The 22,824-nt window shown below is 43.5% G+C and carries 14 protein-coding genes; all 14 read right to left on the bottom strand.

Annotated elements, in window-relative coordinates:
• Positions 1–12 precede the first annotated feature (12 nt).
• Positions 13–915, bottom strand: coding sequence for a sugar ABC transporter permease (locus tag AC787_RS04020; protein WP_321166097.1), 903 nt, complete (start codon positions 913–915; stop codon positions 13–15).
• Positions 912–3,461, bottom strand: a complete 2,550-nt coding sequence (locus AC787_RS04015; RefSeq protein WP_054023610.1) for a DUF5696 domain-containing protein — start codon at positions 3,459–3,461, stop codon at positions 912–914. Before AC787_RS04015 ends, AC787_RS04020 begins: the two co-directional genes overlap by 4 nt.
• A gap of 12 nt (positions 3,462–3,473) precedes the next feature.
• A complete protein-coding gene (locus AC787_RS04010; protein ID WP_054023609.1) occupies positions 3,474–5,567 on the bottom strand; it encodes a YIP1 family protein in 2,094 nt (697 codons plus the stop codon).
• Between the two features lie 21 nt (positions 5,568–5,588).
• Positions 5,589–6,470 (bottom strand): carbohydrate ABC transporter permease, encoded by an 882-nt coding sequence (locus AC787_RS04005; protein ID WP_054023608.1) that lies wholly within the window; start codon positions 6,468–6,470, stop codon positions 5,589–5,591.
• Between the two features lie 5 nt (positions 6,471–6,475).
• Complete coding sequence (locus tag AC787_RS04000) at positions 6,476–7,450, bottom strand: carbohydrate ABC transporter permease (protein WP_082360620.1); 975 nt, start codon at positions 7,448–7,450, stop codon at positions 6,476–6,478.
• An 18-nt stretch (positions 7,451–7,468) separates the two neighbouring features.
• Entirely contained in the window at positions 7,469–10,411 is a 2,943-nt protein-coding gene (locus AC787_RS03995; protein ID WP_054023607.1) for an extracellular solute-binding protein, read from the bottom strand.
• Positions 10,412–10,495: 84 nt separating this feature from the next.
• Entirely contained in the window at positions 10,496–11,812 is a 1,317-nt protein-coding gene (locus tag AC787_RS03990) for an ABC transporter substrate-binding protein (protein ID WP_054023606.1), read from the bottom strand.
• Positions 11,813–12,192: 380 nt separating this feature from the next.
• Entirely contained in the window at positions 12,193–13,629 is a 1,437-nt protein-coding gene (locus AC787_RS03985) for a response regulator (protein ID WP_054023605.1), read from the bottom strand.
• Positions 13,619–14,782, bottom strand: a complete 1,164-nt coding sequence (locus AC787_RS03980; protein WP_054023604.1) for a sensor histidine kinase — start codon at positions 14,780–14,782, stop codon at positions 13,619–13,621. The genes AC787_RS03985 and AC787_RS03980 overlap by 11 nt, the downstream gene beginning before the upstream one ends.
• 121 nt (positions 14,783–14,903) lie before the next feature.
• Positions 14,904–16,493, bottom strand: a complete 1,590-nt coding sequence (locus AC787_RS03975; RefSeq protein WP_054023603.1) for a DUF4091 domain-containing protein — start codon at positions 16,491–16,493, stop codon at positions 14,904–14,906.
• Between the two features lie 30 nt (positions 16,494–16,523).
• Positions 16,524–17,489, bottom strand: coding sequence for a metallophosphoesterase family protein (locus tag AC787_RS03970; RefSeq protein ID WP_054023602.1), 966 nt, complete (start codon positions 17,487–17,489; stop codon positions 16,524–16,526).
• A gap of 260 nt (positions 17,490–17,749) precedes the next feature.
• Positions 17,750–19,354: a response regulator transcription factor gene (locus AC787_RS03965; RefSeq protein ID WP_235560893.1), complete on the bottom strand. Its 1,605-nt coding sequence runs from the start codon at positions 19,352–19,354 to the stop codon at positions 17,750–17,752.
• A 78-nt stretch (positions 19,355–19,432) separates the two neighbouring features.
• Positions 19,433–21,160 (bottom strand): histidine kinase, encoded by a 1,728-nt coding sequence (locus tag AC787_RS03960; RefSeq protein ID WP_054023601.1) that lies wholly within the window; start codon positions 21,158–21,160, stop codon positions 19,433–19,435.
• 119 nt (positions 21,161–21,279) lie between these two features.
• Positions 21,280–22,803 (bottom strand): ABC transporter substrate-binding protein, encoded by a 1,524-nt coding sequence (locus AC787_RS03955; RefSeq protein WP_054026885.1) that lies wholly within the window; start codon positions 22,801–22,803, stop codon positions 21,280–21,282.
• Between the last annotated feature and the right edge of the window lie 21 nt (positions 22,804–22,824).

Genomic DNA, 22,824 nt, shown 5'->3' with positions numbered 1-22,824 from the left:
CCCCTTTGCCTGTTAATCGTAATAAAATACTTTGCGTGAAACGAGTGTCATGGTCACAAGTAGAATGACGGATACGATAAGAAAGTACACCCAAGCCATCGCTGCGCTGAGGCTGAAATTAAGTGTTTGAAACGCCGTATCCGTTATCATCTGGCTTAATGCGTTTGTACTATAGGAGTCAATAACGGTATACACTATATTCGTCAGTAAAATAGGACTAAGCATCGGGAAAGTGATTTTCCAGAACGCTTCATAGCCGGTCGTCCCCTCAATTTTCGCTGCTTCATACAAAGATGGTGAGATCGATTGGAGCGCTGCAAGGAATATCAGTATCTGCACACCAGATGAGCTGATAATTTCATAAATCCGATCCACAGATCCTGTAATGTAGCTAATAATCCCATTACCTACACCCGCCTCAACCAGCATTCGCTGAAGCTCAAAGCTAGTAAAAGCAAAGCCTCCATCCTCACTTGAAGAACCCGTAATCGTCGAGGCGATGGATGCCATCTCGGAACTGTTCTCCAGTGATAGCACGGGTGCTGCAAGAAGTACCGGAAGAAAGAATACGGCTCGCGCAAATATCCTTCCTCTAAATTTCTGATTAATCAAAGTTGCGACAAATAAACTAAATATCGTAATGGACGGCACATTAATCAAAATATCAGAAATTGCCTCAATCAGCGTTCGATTGAACGTTGGATGCGACATAAATAGCTGCTTATAAAATGAAAATCCTTCATATTTGGTATCGAAGCCGCCCTTACCAAGAGTTAGCGTATTTAAGCTATACAGAAAGGACTTATACAGTGGAATGCTAAATAAGAAAACAAAGCCTAGAAACCAAGGTGTTACGAAAAGAATGCCTAGTCTAGACTTTTTCTGCTGCAGCGTCGGACTTTTACGCTTCATCATAATCCACCGCCGATCACGCGGTAGCCCTGTGCTTCAATAGAAATATCGTCTACTGTAACCGCTGATTTATTGTAGTTCACTATTATTTTTTTGCCTTGTTCAAACGTTGTTTCGAATACTTCATCAGCTAACTTGCGGTGGCCCTTAATCGTCTGATCCTGCACATCTCTTAAGATAGCGTTGGATTCGTTATATAGTTGAACGGCCTCCTCAAACCAATCTCCATAATGCGGAGAATATAAGCTGTTCAGCTTCGTATCACGAATAATAGTAGGCTGTGCGTAAAACCATTGATAAAATACATTGGATCCTGTCTCCAGCGTTTTTAGCAAGGCGGTTCTCTGATCTTGATCACGGCCGAGGTTTATAGGCGTTCCGGCATAGTCCACATATCCGTGCAAAACCATAGAGTAGAAGGGCACATCTTCGTCAGCAATATTAAATTCACTGCTCGTGAGCGGAGCATTTACGATCGTCTTTGCATACGGCAATGTGTAAGCATTCCCTCCGCTAAGCATGATCTTCCCGGTTTCTTCTTTAATCTTCTGCAGATTTTCACCTATAATCCCTATGGCTTCCTGGCGGTTAACGGTTTCATGAGAGGTAACATCACTGTTTAAATCCTCTCCCAAATCACGTAAGGAAACGCCATCGGAGTCAAATGATTCATAGTTCTTCAGAAACTTATCTACCACGCCCGTCAATTTACGAGGTGAGAGCAAATAGTAGAGCATATCTGAAGGATTGGTTGTTACAATATCATCATCAAAGCTTTTAGTAGATTTACGATTAAGGAAGCGCGTGGCATCTTTTGATGCTTTAAAGCCCTTGCCATTTTCATAAACCCTCTGAAAAGCAACGTCCGGATATACCTCGATATTGTTTTCCTCTGCATAATTTAATAATTTCTCAAACTTCTTTTTTCCACCAAGAATAGAATCCAGATTGATCGATGAAGGCAGCCTGTGCTGAACGCCCTTGTTAAACCAGCCTGAATATTTGAGCTGGATTTGGGATATGCCACGTTGCTTCAAAGACTCCAGTATTTCTATCGCCTGTGAATAAGTGGTTACCGCTTCAGTAGATTGATAAGGAATACCTACAAAGTTTTTACGAACAGGAATTGAACCGATTAACTCCAGAACGAATGAAGTGTCACTCCCGCTTTTATGCCGAGTCAAGCCATAGTGCTTAATCAGATAGTCTCTATAGTAATTAGCCATTCCCGTATAATCAGCAGAAGAATCTTCTAAAAAAGCATAGCGAATTTGAAGGCCACTATCATACATCTCCGAATATTTAGGAACCTGCTTGGTAACCGAGCCCGTTCTAAACACAACTGGTTCCATGTCTTTCATTTTAAAAGTGGCACCTACGCGATTATAGCTATTCAGCTTGCCGCTCGTATCCGCCGTTATTGTTGCCTGGGCATCGCCCTGTTCAATAATGGCAAACATAGCGTGATTCTCCTGTTTCATTCCAAAAACAGGAAATCTAGAAACCTGTGTATACTGAACTTGAGTTCTCGAATTTTGCAGCGGTGTCTGATCGATGCCATACAACGGAACCTCATAGGCACGTGCTGCATTGTTGTTATTGTTCAAATAAATGAGTGCTCCTGATCCATCCGGCACAAACATATAACCTTCAGTCCCATTATCAGCAGCTCCGAAAAATGGAAGTAATTGCATCGTATGAAGGGGGAATGCGTCCGAATCAGTCACCTCATCCGTAGCAATTCGTGCAATGAGATTCTCACCCTCAAGCTGATAGATAAGCGGGATAGTAAATCGAGGTGCCACATTTTCCGCCTGATCTCCACTCTCCACCATCTGGATATCCTCTTGTGCATCTTCGGCCGTATAGCCGATGGACTCAAGAACCGCCACGACGTCCTTTACGACATAATCCTGCATTTTTTTGCGCTCATACTGCTGCTTCTCCTCGTTGTAGAAAAAACGAGTACGAAGCTTATTTCTAACTGCTTCATCCGCAATTTTGTTCAAGATTCGTTCTTCAAACCGTTCTTTGCCGACAGCTTTCGGGATAGAACTTAGACCCTTCTCTGAGCTTCCGATTTCGTAAGTGATTTTGACGCCGTTATCAACGAGAGTAATCTCAAACTGATTCTTCTTAATGCTCTCTTCTTCATTGTTCATAAAGGACTCATGCCCTTTGTCATTGAAGTACGAAATAATCAGCTGTGAGGCTAGATTGGTTTTATTAATTGCCGTTGCAATCGTATCTTTGGCATGATCAATTGGATTGGTCGACCATACTTGCCCGTTGCGTTTCTCCCTCACACTGACCTCAGTCGTCTTCTTATCGATAAATAGCTGCAGATACTCATTCTCAGCAATCATACCCATTCCATCGGGAAGTGCGCTCATTTCGGAAGCGATAGTCACTTCGTGGTTATCTTTCTTCATTGGCTGACTCTCGTTCGCAGCCTCCATCTCGCTCCTGAACATGGTTTCGTATAGGCATGATGCTGCGATAAGACAGCATAGCATCATCAATATCGTCCGTTTCTTTCCCTTATTCATGTACGCACCTCCTCACGCTCTTGCCCTGATTTCTGAATAGATTGAAATGACGAAAGTGGTCATCTGCTGCAGTAAACTAAAGCAAAGGATGCATAGAAAAACAATAAAAACCATGACTACAACGGTGAGGAATAAAGTCAGTAGTGTTTTGAAAATAGAGTATTGGTGAATGGTCATCATACCCACGAACAACAACCACAAAAACCAGCAAATAGCTGCAGACTCAATCAAATAATAAAAAGGGGCTTCTTCATGCGTAATCATATTACTGAATACTACTTGCGGCAGGTACAAAATAATTAACGGCAGCAGCGAATAACCAACAGCCGTAATAATCTCAAGAAACTTTCCTTCACCGTCCATTAATGTTGTCAGTGACCAGTTAGCCACACAAAACAAAATAAAAGGCAGCACAATATAGATGAGCTCATCCACGCTGTTAAGCGTGCTTAGCTTATTGAAATTAACAACGAAGCCCGAGTATTGCCGCTTCAAAATCATCGTCACGACAAGAGACAACAGAATAATCAGCGCAATTTTCACTCGACCCTTCTGTTCATACTTCATCTCCCAGAATCCGTTGAAAGGTCTCATCATTGTATAGAAAGGCGCTTTTACAATATTGGTTTCAACAAAGTAGAGCTTCGGCTTTCTTTTGACCCAATAGATACGGATCGCAACGAAGAGCGCGGAAGCGGAAAGTAGAACCGTCATAATGGTACCGAAATGATCCCATACATATTGCTTGCGGTATTGTTTGAAAGCTTCTGAATAATACTTCCTGTTATTTCCATTTTTGAAATAATTCATGGCCATCTTGTTCTCGTTTTTCTTGAGAAACGCTTTGCCCATACTAATATAAGCGATATCGAAATTAGCGTTTAATTGAAGCACCTTATTCCATGAATCAGCAGCTTCATCCACCTTGCCCGCATAATGGGCCTTTACAGCTTGCCGGATTAGTTTGCCATAGCGAGTCGGCGCAAAAATCGTCATCCGGTTCATCTCATTATCCAGAACCGCTATTCGCTCTCCGAGCATTGAAAGGGCAACCGGTTTTTGAAAGTTATTAGCCTGTGTACCTATTCCCCCAAATTGATAGAGCAGGTTTCCATCGCGGTCATAGGTAAAGATGCGGTTGCGAGTGGAGTCTAAGCCGCTATACATGCCACTTTCATCGGATACTACATCAATGAATCTGGAGCTTCCTCTATTTTTGGGGTCAAGCACTACACTCTTTGTAGGGTCAAGACGAATAACCGAGATGTCTCCCATCGGAGGGAAATAGCCTTCACGGCGCAATATGTCCTCCCCACTGGGATTAAACCACTTAATTGGTGTATTCGAATTAGCCTCCGAAGATACGGCATAGATTAGGCCACGATCATCGACATCCAAATTACTGAATTCAACTGGCAGGAATAACTCCATTTTCCCGACTTGCTCCTTGGTCGATAAACGTTTCCACAGCAAGTCAGTTGGATTAAATCTCACTTTGTTCGTTCCGATATAACCTTTAAAACCACCTGAAGCGTCAAGCTCCATAATCCCCTCAAAGGCACCTTGCGCAATCACGTAAATCCGATCAAACTTATCAACGTACAGCTTGAAGGGGAAATATTGAAACCCTTCCGGGAGTATGCTGGACTCAGGAGCTCCAAACGATTCAATGAGAGTTCCATCATTGCTGAGCTTAACGATCCGATTGTTGTACGTATCCGCTACGTAAATATTTTGTGAAGCATCGACAAATACGCCATAGGGCTTGTTGAAGGTTTCCTTCTTGCCGTTATTGTCGAAGCCGTCTATCGTACGAATAAGTTTGCCATTCTCATCTAAGCTGACGATCCGATTGTTTCCTGTATCTGCGATATAAATCTGATGATCCTTGGCAACAAATAAATCCTGCGGAACATTAAAATGGCCAATACCAAGCTCCGATCCGTCCACATGCTTTTCGGCCAGATAAGGATACGGCGCAGGCTCCGCCTCTTCCCAGTAGGAATAGTTGTATCCATGATCAGGCAGAGCATAAGCCGGAACAGCGAAGCCGGTAATGAAGCACATAAGGATAAGAAATGATGCAATGCCCCTTATGGACGCCAATTGCGTTCCCCCCTTTCTCTTTTATTCTTTCAAGCCTGATGTCGACATTGTCTGAATAACGCTGCTTTGCGTCACTATAAAGATTGTGACCGGCACAAGCATCATAATGAGCGCAGCGGCAGCCATCGGACCTGAACGAGCAAATCCTCCGGACAAAATTTGGCTAAAGGCATAATCCATCGTTTTTAACTGTTCACTAAACACATAGGAAGCGCCTTGGCCCCCGCTGCCTGTTCCCCATAAGCCTTTAAAGGAGAAAATAATAAGCGTTAGCCACGCTGGCTTAACCATTGGCATTACTATGGTCCAAAAGATTCGGTACTCGCTCGCACCATCAATCTTCGAGGCTTCGATTATCGCATCAGGGATTTGCTCCATAAATTGCTTCATTAGAAACAAACCCAGCGAAGTTGCTAGAGCCGGGAAAATCAGCGCCCAATAAGAGTCAAGTAAACCTAGCCACGTAATCGTTAAATAGTTGGGAATGGAAGTTACCTGAGAAGCAAACATCAGCGATAGGATAACAATCCCGAATAGGATATTGCCGCCTGGAAGCTTCAGCTTCGCTAACGGATACGCTGCCATGGAAGCTAAAATGACGTGCCCGACCGTACCGGTTAATGCAACAAAGATCGTATTAAACACATAACGAGAAAGCGGTACCCATGAATCAGAAAAAATAAGTAACAAATCATAAAAATTATCCACTGTCGGAGAACGTACAATAAATGTTGGAGGAAACAGGAACATCTCATCCAAAGGCTTTAACGCAGTGCTGATCATGAAAACGAAAGGCACTGCCATGAATGCTCCCGCTCCTGCCAATATTAGAAATAGCGCTATATCAACAGGAAGGGAACGATTGAGTTTTTTCTCTCGACGCAAACGAAAGCTTATATTCATGCTCTCTAGTCACCCACCTTCCGAAGCAATTTCTGCACGACCAAGTTCGAGCCAAGCATAATAGCGAATAATACGGTTGCAATCGCACTAGCATAGCCCATCTCGAAACGTATCGTCCCGAAATCATTCAGATGCGTTACTATTGTATGTCCCGCATACTGCGGGCTTGGGAAGCCGACCAGGCTTGTTGCCACATCTGCGACCGCGAACGAAGATGTAATCTGCATAACCGCGCCAAACATCAGCATCGGACGCAGTGAAGGCAATGTAATAAACCACAGCTCCTGCCAGCGATTTCTTATGCCATCGATCGCTCCAGCTTCAATTAGCGTCATATCCATTCCTTGTAATCCAGCGATAAAAGCCAGAAAGGCTGTACCGAGGCTTAACCAGAGCTGAACCAGCATAATAATCGCCAGCATGTATTTGGGATCCTGCAGCCATTGAATCGGTTCAAGAATAAAACCCCATTTCATCAAGAATGCATTGATATAGCCGAAAGAATCGCCGGAGAAGGCAACTTGCCATATCAAATATACATTTCCTGAAATCGAGGGCGCATAAAATAGAAGCGTAATAACAGACCTTATCTTAGGTGAGAGCTCATTGATGAGCCATGCAAGAAAGAAACAAACGATATAGCTGAGCGGACCGGTTATCGCCGCGAACAGCAGCGTATTTTTCAAAGCAATTAGAAACACTTCATCCTTGACGAACAAGTTGGCATAATTTTCCCAACCCACCCAGCCTGGCGCTTCAAGTACATTAAAATCCGTGAAGCTAAGTCCGAATGCCATAAGGACTGGGAAGGCGGTGAAGATAAAGAAGAGTATGAAATATGGAGCAAGGAGTACATAGCCATGCCGTTTCACACTAATCTCGCCCCGTAGATGAGCAAGCCTCTTCCGCCTCTCGCTAGGCTGCTTCTTCAATCTGCTTGGACCCTGCAATTCAATGCTTGCTTGATTTGGGTCGGACAATACAACCGCCCCCTCTCTCTAGTTTGGCAAGCCGAACTCTTTTCGTTTTTTCACAATTTCCTCATTAATAAATTTCGTATAATGGTCTATCGCTTCACGTGGATCCTCGTTAGAGATAACGACGCTGCGGAACGCATTGTCAAGATGACGGCCAGTGAAATATCCGCCAGCAACCTCAGGCAATCCCTTTGCCCATTTCCACTGCTCCATTAATACGTTGTAATCCTTCACCTGCCAAGGAATCCGAGCCACCGCTTCCAGATTAGCTGTGGAAGTTCTTCCAGCCGGCCCGAAAATGGCTTCAATTTCAAGACTGTACTTCGCCTGCACGTCCGTGCTGGTCCACCAATCTAGAAAGGACCATGCTTCCTCCTTATGCTTACTGTCCTTCAGCATAATAGCAGCGGTTCCAGTTGCAGGCACTTCTCGGTGAATAGTGCCGTCAGCCTGCTCAAGTCCTGGAACAAGAGTAAAATTCCATAGTCCTTTCAGCTCCGGTGCAACGACGTTGATGAGATTGAATCTCGTATAGTCAGCAATCGCGATTGGCATCTCTCCACTGCGGAAACGGTTGACGAAGTCGGTCGTTAACGGCAGCTTATAGGTCGTATATAATTCCGTCCAATCGATAAATGATTTTACGGACACCTCAGTATCTAGTGCGCTGGCTTTATCACCTTTGCGATAAATTTCCCCACCGTTTTGGAACAGCATCGTACCAAAGGTAAAGTTAACCGGCAATGTAGCGTTATCTTGTACGTTCGCCCCCGTTTTCACCAAAACCTGAATAGGGAAGCCGAATAACAGGTTTTGCTTCTGCAGCTCAGGAATGATCTCAAAGACATCATCCCATGTTTGCGGAATCTCCAGATTCATTTCCTCGAGAATATCCTTCCGATAAAATAAAACCGGAAATTGCTGCTCAATAGGCAGTGCGAATGTTCCCTTATTGAATTCATAAGGAACGAATGCGCTCTCATGGAAGCGCTGCTTCACCTTGTTGAACCCAGGATATTTTGATAAATCCTCCACTGCATTCCGTAAGGCATAATTGATTGGCTTATCTTCCGGCAGAGCGAATGAAATATCAGGACCGCGTCCTGCCAGCATGGCTTGCATGAGCACGCCTTCACTGACCACTTTTATGTCGACGGCAACTCCGGTTTCAGGAGTAAATGACTCATCAATAAGTCGCTTCGCAATTTTTGCCTGATCAATACCCTGCGTCATCCACACCGTGATTTTTTTACTGCCTTTCTCCGTCGAACCGAGCACATTGTAATCGGTGAAGAAAGAGAGCATGAACGTGCCTACTTGATGCTTCATTCTTTTGAAAAACTTCGCTTTGACAGCAGGCATTTTCTTATCAGGAGAGGCGATGACAAGATAATCAATCGATAAAGGCATATAATTGATGGAATAAATCCAATCTCCTAATGAGCTCGTATTGGATTTGAACGTCTCTAACCGGCGTGCTATTGTCTCTGGAGCATCTACCATGTCTTGCAGCTGAAAAATGAGCCGATTCAATGTAGCTGTGCGATCACTGCTGCCACCAGATATTTTCTCTACACGCTCAACTATAGATTTCAAGACATCAATTTGTTTGGTGAAGACTTCAATCATCTCTGGAATTTTTTTATCAAGCTGATAATCCCGATATTCATCCGGTACCGTGCCCGTCACCATAATAATGCGCCGAAAAATATAATTTAGATCCAGCACGCTGGACTCTACTGTTCGCAGCAGCAATGCCATTTCTCCGAGTGTCACTTCAAGCTTAATCTCATGCTTGCCTTTCGTTAAATGAAACTGGTACGGACTCTTCCCGTCTCCAAGCTCATTCATTTCCCAGTTCGTTGAGAAACCAAAGGCAATGCCATCAGCCTCCTGAAACGGCAGCTTGCCGTCAATATACATCTTGCGATAAGAAATCATACCTCGTTGAAAGCTTTGTTTGTATTTAATGCCGATATTATAAAGTCCATCTTCCGGCACTTCTATATCCCAAGTCATCCACTGACCGGATTCCGCCCAGTTGAAGCCGCCAATCGTATTGAGTCGGATTTGAGACATATGATAAGGCTCGGTAGACGGGCTGCTGCGATCCATCATCGGATAAAGTACTTGACTTGACTTCAAATCCGCTAATTCCCCTTGAACCTTGATCATTACATCAGAAGCATCTTTATAACCATTCGATTCATATTCAGCGGCAACCGCTTCGTAATCCTTCGCTTGTTCAACTTGGTTCAGCTTGATAGAACTAATCAGCATCTTTTCCTTTGCGGAAACTAAAGTGATGCTGTGCTTCCCTGGTGTAAAGTAATATAAATAGGGTTCATTGTGGCGACCATCCGCACTTTGTGCGTACGTCTCCTGCCACATCGGCAGCTCTACCTGCTGGACATGGGTGTCATTCCCACGCTTATCACGTGCAATTTCCGCTTTGCTCGTCCACACTCTTCCGAACACCAAATTCTTACTCTCAGCAAACGGAGCTTCTCCATCAACCAGCAGCTCACGGTCAATATCCGCACCCTTACCCTCCATTGGATAAAAATGTATTGCAATATTATATAAGCCTTCATTCGTTACATCGAACTCCCATGAGATACTTCCCGTTTCATCCGATTCAACCGCATTGCCCGCCAATCCAGCCATGTCGTTAACGACGTTAGCCTTCATATCTACCACTTTAGAAAAGGTATCTCCTGGGATGATAATCTCTTGCTCAGGCCTAGGCGCATTCTGATGCTTCACCAAATATTGGTCGTATCCGTCCTCACTCTTACTACCGAGCATCTGCTCCGAGATGGCTTCAGAAGTATCAGCAGCATTAGAGGCTGCCTTTACCGTAGACATCCCCTTTGATTGAAAGCTCTGGGGCAGGATACACACAGCAGAAAGCGTCACTAAAAGTACAACCTTGACTATTCCATATTTATTGACATTGGCCATATGGAATCCCCCTTCCCGCTTATGAGCAGCACCCCAACCATAGAAATGAATTGGGGTGCGCGCAGCGTTTTATGCAACCAAATCCTATTTCTTCACAGTCACATCAATTGCAGCCTGAGCAAGCGGTTTAATTCTCGCAAGCTCACTTGCAGGTGTCGCTTTTCCTGTCATGATATTATTAATCGCTTCATTGAAATAGCCCTGGAAGCCATCATAGGCAAAGAACTGCATCACCGTTCCGTTACCAAGCATTTTACGCAGCGTATTGAGGCCCTCTTCACTTCTAAAGTTAGCTTCTTCTCCACGAATTACGCCATCATAGCCTTTTTCAGGGTTTCTCTCATAAAGCTCCTGCCAAACTGTCATAACTGCTTTTGGGTTTTCTACATCAGCCATCAGATGCCACATGTTTACAGTTATTGGAACAACATATTCGGTTGCTTTAGGACCCTTAGGAAAGAATACATAACCCCAGTCATCAGCCAAGCTGCCATTGAAATCTGCTGAAACCCAACGAGCTCCAGGATAGAATAGCGCTTTACCTTCCACAAAAGATCCGCCCACAACTTTATGAACATTGTATAAATCGGAGACAAACTGAATAGCTTCTAATGCTTCCGGTTCCTCGAATGTAATTTGGTCATCTTTCGTTACAGATCCGTTATTGGAGTAAATGAAAGGAAGCGTTAGGCTCGAAGCTGTATCATAGGGAGTTACGCCGAATACACCATCCTTCGTAGCGGCTTTGGTCATCGCTAGAAACTTATCCCAAGTCCATTCGCCCTTTTCCTGCAATTCATAAGGATCTTCTAAACCGAATTTCTGAATTAACGTTTTGTTATAGTAGAATCCATTGCCGTTATTGTCCTTGTCGGTGAAGCTGTACTGCTTCCCGCCGTAGCTACCATTCTTCAACATAACTTGATTCCAGTTAGGGTCTTTCATATCCACTAGGTCGTCAATATTGCGAAGATACCCCTCTTTAACCATCTTCGGAATAGCCCATTCCGTCGGAATCATAATAATGTCGGCAAAAGGCTGCCCTGCTACGGAAGTTGTTACTATTCTTGATTGAATCTCAGCGAAAGGTACGGTTACATACTCAATTTTCACATTGTATTTTTCCTCTGCTTTGCGTTGCATTTCCTTCTCTTCCTCATTCAAATAGTTTTCCATTCCCCACCATTGCCCGATGCGGATCGTTCCGCCTTTGAAGTCAATCTTCTCATCGACTGGCGCAGTTGAAGGTGGCGCTTCAGTTGCCGTCTCATCGACGGCCTCAGTTGTAGGAGCTGGTGTTGGCTCATCCTTAGGCGCATTAGATCCGGAATTTTGTGAGCACCCAGTAAATACCGCAAACATTGCTATAACCAGCATCATCGTAAATAATTTTAGCTTCATTCTTCTTTCCCCCTTGATATCATTTTTTGGATACATTCCTTACTAAACCCAAATGAATGATCGCCTAATGATAAGTATTGGAGTTTTATTTGAAAGCGGTTACATTTGGTTATAATACTAATTATAAGAGATAGGTTTAAAGCGAGGTATCTGTACAAATTCATACTTTTTCTACATAAAAGACCTAAACGATAAGGTCCATCAAATATCATAATAAATAACAATAGATTATCTAAAAATTTTACATACTACTACACCGTGAGCAGGTATACCCTCTAATAAAAGAATCACCCCATCCGTTAGAAACGAATTGGTGCGTTCACATGATTTCAATTTTCACATTGTAATTTTCTTCAGCTGCGGAAAACCGAATAAATGTACTACGCGAGCTTCATCTCCGCACGGAACCTTGATGGCGTGGTACCAACAACTTTTTTGAAAATTTTTGTGAAGTAGAAATAATCCTGATATCCCGCCTTTTCTGCAATTTCACCCACCATTAAATTAGTATTGCCAAGCAGCTTGCAGGCATAGGTAATGCGTAATTTGGCGATATATGCTGTAAACGTCTCACCTACTTCCTTCTTGAATAATTGACTGATATAACTAGGGTTTGTGTAAAACTTGATCGATAAGCTCTGTATCGATATATCTTGAATGTAATTTTGATTCACATAGTTCAGAATAGCTCTAAAGGTTTCATTGCTAATTTCTTGTGAGACGTTTTCGGTTGCTTCAAGAATATATCTGCTTACATATTGACGTAAACAATGAATCATTTCAGATAGGGAGCCAAAAGAAGCAAGCAGCAGTTCATTGCTATATAACATCTTATCGGACAGCTCTATTCCAAACTGGTACATGAATGAAAGTACGATATTATAAAGCTGGAGTGCATGGCTCATAGTCAGACTTCCTTCTCTGAACAGGACGAGTACTTGGTCAAAAGCAACATTCCCCGCAGCTATATCACCTATTCGAATAGCATCATCAATTCTCTTCAGCATTTCGTTAAAAGGTTTGCGTATCGGAGGTTTTTTGCGAAATATCGCTGCTTTTTCAGCAATAAAGTAATGATCAGCTAATGAATTCGCGATTTCAACCGATTCCTTTAGTTTCTCCATTTCTGTTATTTTTTCACTTACGCCAATTCCACGGATCCGATCAGGCATCCCTTTGCTTATTTCATTAATTGTCTCATCCAATTGAGCCCATGCCACGAGATACAGAAACTTTGATCTTCCGATCTTAACCTGCAAATACTTCTCTGAAGCCTGTACTGACTCATTACCGATAGTAGAACAGACGATTAGGCCAACTCCATCTTTAAAACCATCGATTAGGCCATATTGTTCAAGCTTGTGTGTAAGCCTATCGCGATTCGTTTCGTTTGGTTCTTCCAAAAATAATTGAAGTGGATTTTCAGCTGTCTCATGTTGTGCTACATTGTTTTTCTTGAATTTGCTTAGGATCGATATAATATCCTGTTCATCGAACGGTTTAAGGCAATACGCAAGCGCACCATAAGAGAGCGCCTTCTGCGCATAGGCAAATTCTGCATAGCCGCTAACGACAATAAATTGCGCTTTATGCGGAAGCTCGCGTCCTTTTTTGATTAGCTCCAGACCATTCATACCTGGCATACGGATATCGGTGAATACGATATCGGGAAGTATAGCTTCAAACATTGTCAGCGCCTCTGTCCCGTTATGAGCCATTCCTACAACCTCAAACCCATGAGCATGCCAATTAACACTCGCCTTAAGACTTTCAGCTACCCATGCTTCATCATCAACTAGCAGAACCTTATAACACATTCGAAAATTCCCCCTTCGTCGACAGCTTCACCGTTACCCGAGTTCCTTCACCTTCCTTGCTAGCAATATCAAGTCCATAATCTGAACCACAGATCAGCTTGATCCTTACATTCACATTGGCAAAACCGATGCTGTTATCTCCCTCGCCTATCAGCAATCCACTCGGCTCCGAGTTCGACAATGTAGATTGAACCCGCTCCAGTTGAGCTTGATTCATCCCTACCCCATCGTCCTCAATGACGATAATCAAGTCTCTGTACACATCCAGATAAGCACTTATGCTTAATAAACCATGCTTTTCATTTAACTCTAGTCCGTGATAAACCGCATTTTCGACAATTGGCTGCAAAATCATCTTCGGCACATGGCAGTTGCGGGCAAGACCATCGATATCAAATTTCACACTAAAGCGGGTACCAAAACGCAGCTTTTGAATTTGTAAATAGGACTCGACGATAGTTAGCTCCGTGTTCAGGGGAACATTTCCTCCCCCCTTAACGCTGTAATGAAATATACTTCCAAGCAAAGCGGCAGCCTCTCTAATTTCAAGAACCCCTTTTACTGCAGCCATTCCTTTGATCATTTCCAGCGTATTATAGAGAAAATGAGGATTAATTTGGCAGCGCAGGTATGCAAGCTCAGCTTTCTTCTTCTCTAGCTGCATGAAGGAAAGCACCGCATTTGTATCCAGAAGCTCTTTAGCTAAGGAATCGTTCTTCTTAAGCAAAATATTGCTTGTAATAATAGAGAACATTACTGCTACGAAAACAGCTCCAAACACAAATATCCAAATAAAAGAAAAGCGAATCGCGTTCATGTCGCGCATCAGTGCGTCTTTAGGGATCATATCTACAATCGAGCCTTTGAGCTCTGGTAAATACTCTTTGCTAGCGACATACGTATTGCCGTTCCAATCTATCTCGCTCTTGCTTACACCGGCTTGGTCATATCCCATACTCTCAAACTGAATCCCGATTGTCTTTGAGTCACTGCCGGACAATGCCACTCTCATCTGCTTATCGTTAAACTTTAAAAGCGCATTCATTTCGTTTGAAAACTGACTGGTGCAAAAGATGAAAAGTAAGACAAAGGTGATGGATAACGCGATTATGGATAACTGTGAACGAATCGAAAGCTTACGCAGCAAGGACACGTCTATCGCTCCATTCTCATGCGTAGGTTGATGAAAATGATGTGGGGACTCCCCACTAAGAAACTGATAAATAAAAATATCAAGTGCTTAGCAGGAAGTTATGGTGTTAGTAGGGTGTCAATCAGATGGATGCGGCTTCGAGCAATCGTCGATGTACTTGCTGAAATGCTGCTGCATCGGTATTTGCTTCTGTAAAGCTTGTCATGCAGGAGATTACTAGCTCATCCGCTATTTTACGGTCAGCTTGAGCTATCTGTTGAAGCAATTCATAATCCTCAATTCCCATCCTCATCGACTCCAGCCTCATGCTTAGCCAAGGTCCATCCGTACCCGGATAGACGATATGGGTATCGCCGGCAGGCACCCTTTTGCTGTGAACGCCTGGAGCAAGCATGGGATTCGTCAATTCAAATGGATCTTGGCCTTCCAGGTAATAATTCAATCCCCAGTGGAGATAACCATCCATTTTGTATAAGTAATTGCCCCAGTGCAGAAATCTTGTTTTGAGAAGAGGAATATCTAGAAAGCGATTCATATAATGACCGCCTGGATTCCAGCATGTATAAAACCATAACGTATCGCCGCCAGCCTGGATTCTTTCGTAAGCCGATTTGTTACGATCATAGTCCCTATTCGTCGGCACCCAAATATCTAATGCTCCTTCCAGTTCCGTATGAATGATTGCGTCAATAAGTGGAACTCCCGGCATGAACTTTCTAACTATGCCTGCCAAAACCCGATAATCTTGAGCCGACTCTTCAAGCGGTTCATCGGCAATATGCTGTACGGTTAAGCTCAACCAGCCGTTAGTGGCAAGGAACTTGTTCCAGGAAGATAGGTATTGCGATATAAATGTATAGCCTTCCGAGCTTGTTGCTTTTATGTTGGTATCATAGCTTAAAACGAAAAACGAATCGTCCCAGCCTCTTCGACTAGCTATATGCCCGCCTTCTATACGGGTGAAGCCCAGACCTAGAAACATTTTGATTAACGTCTCGGCACGTGAGAAGTCAAATTCATAGCTGCCGCTTCCCGTTTCCTTGATATCAACCAATTCCATGCCGACTAAGAAATGAGTTTGACGAGTCCGGCGCATCGCTTCTCCGTATTGGTAAACCATGTTCCAGAAGGGCTCCGACCATTTTTCGAGGTTATGCCACTTTGCAATATTGCCAAATGAGAACCAATTCGTAATCGACAGCGTTTCCTCTTTTGCAACTTTAGCTTTAAAGACCTCGATTTCAACAGGAATGACATAACTATTGCCATCAATATGAAAACGGAGCTCCCCGACATGCTGATGTGGATTTGCGGATTCGTCCACTTTCCAGCAAACATATAGGGCCTCTTTCTCATCACGCACTTGGAATTCCTCGCCGACCGGCTTTAGAGCATCGTATACACGGAACGGCGCAAGTCGTGTTACATAATCGGCTGGAGTGCCTACAGGTACGGTGGAATAATCAGGCCCTGTATTCTCATTCACCTGAACATCAATTAGTTGATACATGGACGTATTCTTCACAAATTCAGACTCGGCCGAGACATATTCCCATGTTATTTTCGCATTAGAAGGGAGTCCCTCCAACAATATTTGGCAGCCAACATAGGTGCCTCGCGCCGTCTCTAGATTAACGCTTCTCGCCCCTGCATCTGATAATTCAGTATCCGGATAAACCCACTCATTCACATCGAATATTTGCCAATTCATCGACAAGCCTCCTCGCACAAGCTTTTATAATTAGTCGGACTGGTTCGGATGATGCTCAGGCAAAACCGCAACCGTTCCGTCATTTTGGCGAATCCATGTATCGAAATCCCACTCGCCTGCCTTTAATCGGATAACTCTTGCCCCCGTTTGAAAATGATCCTTGCGGACATTATCAACATAACTCACATATCGTGTAGATCGGCCGTAACAAAGGCGGATACCATGCAGCGTTCCGCTAAAGTCATTCGCATGATCATGACCAACAAACGTCCCCATAACATCTCCCATCTCCACCATCGCCGAGAAGAAACCGGAATTTATAATCGGTGCGCTTACTCCATCAAAGCAGTGTCCCAGACAAGTCTGATTATTCCATACCTCTTGATACTCCGGCAGCGGAATATGAAAGAACGCCAATGCTGGTAAGGGCGAATCGTTGTTAAAGGACGACAATTTCTGCGATTCGGAGACATACCATTCAATTTGATCTCTTCGAATCCAGTCATAGCCGCCAACCGAAGGGTTAGAAGAATAATCACCGCTGTCGAGGAAATACAAAGCAGCGGCCGTTTCATCATTTTGGTCAAGAAGAGTAATGATATAATTACCAGACCCGCTTACTTTCGGTGGATCTGCTTCAGCGACACAGTAGCTGTGGGCTAGCTGTTCTTCATGCATTTGCTCACGAGAAACGGCTCCTTCTGAATCATGATTGCCGAATACAGCTGCCCATGGTATGCCGCTCTCCTCCGCTACCGCGACAGCATCGCGTAAAGATTGAATCGGATCATTTCCTCTGGCGCTAGCTGTAACATCACCGGCAAATACGATTAGATCCGGCTTCTCTTGTTTGATAACGCTTTCCATTGTCGCCCTCGTCATGCGATTAAATTCCGGTGTATCCGGGTCATAATCTCCTGCGTCTATAAACTCCACATCGGAGAATTGGACAATGACAAAGGTACCATCCTCACGAAATTTCATTTTTTTGCTCATCCGGCTAATCTCCTTTCATGTGCTAGTCGCCATGACGTACAATCACTCACTTTCTATCCATTTAATCGTACATACTATAAGAGATTTAAATCTTCTTCACTGAAAAGAATGCTGTACTTGAATTGTATGAACACAGCCCATTTCACTCTACCAGAATAATGACTATCTACTAACAGACTGGTGACTTCATTGCTTTCTATAAGCTGCGGCAAAAAAAAACCGCCCAATTAATCGGGCGGTGATGAAAAACAACGAAAAATTTAGCTATTCGAGCTGCCTGACAGCTTCCTAAACTGCTGGGGGTTCGCTTGATAGACACGCTTGAACATTTTAGAGAAGTAGGAAAAGTTACTATATCCTATCGATTGAGCGATCTCTGAAATCGGCATTGTCGAGTTGGCAATCAACGCTTTGGCAATCCGCATCCTCTCGTTAAGCAAATAATCCGTAATACTCATCCCTACCTCCTTTTTAAACAAACGGGAGAGATAAGCAGGATTGAGATGAACGTATTCTGCGAGCATTTCCCGGGTGATATTCTCACTGAGATGATCAGCAATAAATGCTTTAAGACGCGGAATGACTGACTCTTCCTGAAAGAGATAACAATATACCTTTTGAATCAGATTTATACCCCACTCTTCCATCTGCTCGAGCGTACGCGGAGGTGCTTTAATTTGAGGGACGCTAGTGTCTTGAAGCAGTTGATGGGCAGAGAGACCTTTCTTCTGCAGCAGGTAGTGAATCATCTGCAGAAATCCCTGATAATAGGCTTGCAGCGCGTTTGCTCCAAATCGTCGATCCGAAGCCAGCTCCTGAAGACTATTCCTCAGCTGCTGAACCAGTTCTTTTTCTTTGCCGTTTTCGAGCAGCAGCGCCCAAGCCGTAAAGTCAGGCAAGCAGGGATCTGGAACAGGATCTGGACTCTGCTTGCAAAGCCAGTTAAGCTGATTGGACTCACTGAGATTATTGTACTCCATGGACAACAGCGTCTTATACATCACCGTTAGCTCATGCAGTCTCACAGGCTCACCGATGTAGCAGGATACCGTACAGTTTAAGTATTGACTGCAAGCATCAATATACATGTTGCATCTATCACCAATACTATCACGAAGCGTGAACTCCTCTTCCGGTGAGAAGTAGAGGATAGCTAGCGTGACACCGTTCTTGGTCTGAACGACCTCTCCTCGTGAGTCGGCAATCAACAGTTCGGAGGATGATTGACGAATGGCGTACTCCATCACTTCCTCATCCCGCGTGCTGAGTTCCCGCTTCCAATTTTCTACGCTGACTATGACTGGAAGCAGTCGATCATCCGGCTTTAATGTTATGCCGTATTCAGCTGGCAGGCTGCAGTTGTCATTCTCTCTAGCCACAATACGTTCTGACAGCAGATCGTACCAGAAACGTTCGCTAAGCAGCGTCTTTTTTTTGTTCCACAACTCATAATATGGCTTGTATTGTTCGCTCTGTACCAGTTCTGCACTCTTCTTATTCACACTAAGAATAGCTTTCCGGATCGCTTCTTCCAAGACTTCATATTCCACAGGCTTCATCATATAGTCAAAGCTGCTGAGCTGGACGGCCCGCTGCATAAACCTAAAATCGTCGTGAGCCGTCAAGAAGATCGTCTCCGTATTCGGGGAATTCTCGTTTACCCACTCTAGCAATTCAATTCCTGTGTTTTTCGGCATTTCGATATCACTAATCATGATTTGAATTTCTTGCTCCTGAAAGATCTTAACAGCCTCCCTCATGTTATAGGCATCGAATACCGCAGATACACCTAGTGCATCCCAGTTGATTGCATCCTTTATCCCCATGACGGAGTACATCTCATCATCAACAATCAGAACCTGCAAGCTCTTCGCCTCCTGCTATAATGATAAATCTATTGGAATCAAAAACCTGGCTATAATAATCCGAGTCAACGCTATACCCTAATCTACTGGAGCCTCGACAGGAATCTCCAGCTCTATTAGAGCGCCGGAGTCAGCGCAATTATCGAATTCCAAGCGAAAGATGTTGCCGTAAAGAAGCTGCAAGCGATGATAGCTATTCCAGATGCCCAAATGCTGGTCATTTGTTTGATGGAAATAGCGACCACTCCGTAAGGAGTCCAGCAGCTCTTGCGAGAATCCACAGCCGTTGTCAACAATCCGAATGCGGCAACGTTTTTGATCGGTATCTATTATGGCATGAATCTCAATATGAAAAGGATCATCCATGAAGTCGAAACCGTATTTGATTGCATTCTCGATAAAGGGCTGCACGATCAGGGGAGGAATCTGAACCTTCTTTGAGTCCTCATCCATCACAAACCGATAGGTTATCCTCTCGGGAAAGCGGAGCTGCTGAATACGCAAATAACTGTCCATATGTTCCATCTCTTCGGAGAGAGTAACAAACTGCTGGCTCGTTTTGGTCGTAAAGCGAAAGTATTTCACTAGATTAAGGCACATCGCTTGAATTACAGAATAATTTTTGAGCTGAGCAAGGTTATAGACCACATTAATACTGTTGAGTAGGAAATGCGGATTAATTTGCAGCTGTAAATGCTTAAGCTCCGCCTTATGGGCTCGAATATGTTCTTCATAAACGTTAATTTTCAGTTTTTGAATTTGATGCGCCATGTCATTGAAGGTTTCATTGACCATATAAAACTCCCTAGAAGGAGAATTGTTCAGCCTATATGCCCAGTCCCCTCTTTTGAGAGTGCGCATGCCCTTTAATAATTCATTCATCGGCCTGAGAATAATACCGTTAAGATAAATCAAATAGAGAGAGAGCAGCACGACGGCAAATACCGGAATCCAAGCAATAATCATACGAAAACGAGCAAGATTATGAAGCATTCGCTCTTCCGGAATGAACGCAGCCAGCGTAACATCTGTTGAGATAATTGGATTACTGACGACAATGTAGGTATCTTTCTCTCCCATAATCCTCTGGTATTTCTCGTAGAAGTCAATAAGAGGCGGATCGGCGAAACCGCCAACATCGAAGCTTCCGGTGATCAGTTTCCCCTCACTATCCGCGAGAGCAGCAAAGCCTTCTCTTCCAAGCTGAATCAGATCCAGAGGAATCATCAGCTTTTCAAGGCGAACCCATGCTCCCAAGTATACACCCGCGCCCGAATCCACAATGCGTACTAAGCCATGTATGTTACCAGTGCTAACTACCCTCCACCCTGAAAATAATGGGCTGTCAGGCTTTACTGTGTCAAGCAAGTCCTGAAGGCCTTGCTTGATGGCCAAATTTTCATCGTAAGAGGCTGTTTTGATATTGGTATGAATCAGATCAAGGTATGCGTTAGAATAGGCGAACTGAATATCTACAGTGCTGTCAAACCGATTATATCGGCTTAAGCTGTTCAGGATTCGCATCTTGGTCAATGTATATTCATTAGAGTTGTAGACCAACTTGTTCAATGACAGAATATCCACATCAGAGGTTGCTAAATCGTATAGAAAATTAGTTTCTATGCCAAGAGCAGTCTGGATCTGGTTAGAATATAGTGTAATCATACTTTTGTTGGACTCCGCCGCTTGTTCTCGTACGGAATTGGAGGCCGTGTAATTACTGTAAAGCAGCAGACAGACTAGAGGCAACGTAATGGTGATAAAGCCGACAGTTAACTTGAAACGCAAAGAGCCTTTAGGATTCATCGCAGTTCTTCCCCTATTCCTTCATGTCGGTATACCTTCTGCATTTTATTATGGCATATCTCATCAGGTTGGAACAGAAGGAGGAGTTGGAGATTTACTCTCCAACTCCTGCATATAACTTATTTAGTATTCGCTTTGGCCCATTCGTCTAGCTGGCGCTGCTGTTCTTCCAAAATTTTCCGGTATCCCGCAGCATTACGCTTAGCTTTATACTTGGCAAGCGTTCCTTCCACATCATCGATAGCACCTGAGTTCAGAACCATCTGGAACTCTTTATCTACGTTACCGACTGCAGCCTTCTCAGCCTTAACTGGTGCCTCATCGAAGGTAAAGCCAAGAGCGATAGAGCGTTCGGAACTTTCGTTGAACTTCTCGAATTGTTCCCACTTGTCAGAGTCTTCGTTTGCCCACAGGTATGAGATGAACTGATTTCCGAACATCCAACCGCCTGGGCTCGGGTAGCCTTGTGTCTCAGCTGTTACGCCTTCTGGATAATCAATGACGTTGTCTGCTGTTTTAACATAGTGCGTACCTTCAATTCCCCAATCCAGCATATTAAGAAGCTTAGCATCCGTATACAGCATATTAAGGAACATCATTGCTCTCTCAGGATCTTTGGAAGTACGGGAAATCGATAGCAATGCTCCATTTGCTTCACCTGTTGTTGTATAAGGTAGAGCTGTCTCAACTTGTACGAGCGGCAATCCCATTGTTACAGACATTTCTTTATCTTTACCAGGCTTCAATGATGAACCGATTGCAAAGGCTTTGCCTGCTTTCATCATGTTCTCTGCTTGACCGCTTGAATCTGAAGTCATAACATCCTTATCGAACCAACCATTAAGATTCCATTGTCTCATACGCTTAAGAAAATCAATAAATTTAGGATCTTCTAGGTTATCAATAGCTTTCAACTCTTTGCTGTCACGTGAAATAATACCGTTATCGTAATTAGCTGCTCCCCAAGTGTTTGCAAATTTATTACTTACAACGGGTACTATACCTTGTTCTTTTTCTTTAATCACTTTAAACATTTCTTCCATTTCCTCCAGAGTTTTAACTCCTTCAGTATTGAATTTATATTTATCAACCAATTCTTTGTTTAGAAGGAAACCAAAACCTTGTGCGAATTCCTTTTTGGTAGGGACGCCATAAGTCTTGTTGCTAATTTGTGCGCCTTTCATAAAATCATCGCCCAAAATGGTAGGGATATCTTTACCGTGTTTTGCAATAAGATCTGTCAGTTCTACAAATTGTCCTTTGGATACGTCTAATCCATAACCAAACCATCCGGCAGTAAAGATGAGATCAAAGGATTCGCCGGAAATTTTCATCAGGTTAGTCTTGTCTGTCCAAGAGCCCCAATCAATCGGTTTCAATTCGATAGTTGCGTTGATTTTTTCTGTTAAGTATTTACTCATTTCATCCTGAACAAGCTTTAGATCCTTAGGCACAGCACCAGGATAAATCAATGTAATTTTGTAAGGCTTTAGACTTGCAGCATCACCAGTCTCATTGGATGGTGTATTATTAGTATCCTCTTTTGGAGTATTGGAACCTCCTGTTTTGTTCTGTGCGCATCCGGACAGAACTAGCATAACAATGATGATCAGGGTTAATCCGATTTGTAGCTTTTTCTTCAACGTAACCAATCCCTTCTTCTC

It is taken from the genome of Bacillus sp. FJAT-28004, from assembly GCF_001280845.1.
Lineage (GTDB): Bacteria > Bacillota > Bacilli > Paenibacillales > Paenibacillaceae > Pristimantibacillus.
The sequence above is the reverse complement of the archived record's forward strand: the minus strand, read 5'-3'. Positions and strand labels throughout refer to the sequence as shown.

Coding starts and splice junctions, on each gene's coding strand:
- AC787_RS03960 (WP_054023601.1), bottom strand. CDS start 21,160: ATGAATCCTAAAGGCTCTTTGCGTTTCAAGTTAACTGTCGGCTTTATC.
- AC787_RS03975 (WP_054023603.1), bottom strand. CDS start 16,493: ATGAATTGGCAAATATTCGATGTGAATGAGTGGGTTTATCCGGATACT.
- AC787_RS04005 (WP_054023608.1), bottom strand. CDS start 6,470: ATGAATATAAGCTTTCGTTTGCGTCGAGAGAAAAAACTCAATCGTTCC.
- AC787_RS03970 (WP_054023602.1), bottom strand. CDS start 17,489: ATGAGCAAAAAAATGAAATTTCGTGAGGATGGTACCTTTGTCATTGTC.
- AC787_RS03995 (WP_054023607.1), bottom strand. CDS start 10,411: ATGGCCAATGTCAATAAATATGGAATAGTCAAGGTTGTACTTTTAGTG.
- AC787_RS04015 (WP_054023610.1), bottom strand. CDS start 3,461: ATGAATAAGGGAAAGAAACGGACGATATTGATGATGCTATGCTGTCTT.
- AC787_RS03985 (WP_054023605.1), bottom strand. CDS start 13,629: ATGTGTTATAAGGTTCTGCTAGTTGATGATGAAGCATGGGTAGCTGAA.
- AC787_RS04020 (WP_321166097.1), bottom strand. CDS start 915: ATGATGAAGCGTAAAAGTCCGACGCTGCAGCAGAAAAAGTCTAGACTA.
- AC787_RS03990 (WP_054023606.1), bottom strand. CDS start 11,812: ATGAAGCTAAAATTATTTACGATGATGCTGGTTATAGCAATGTTTGCG.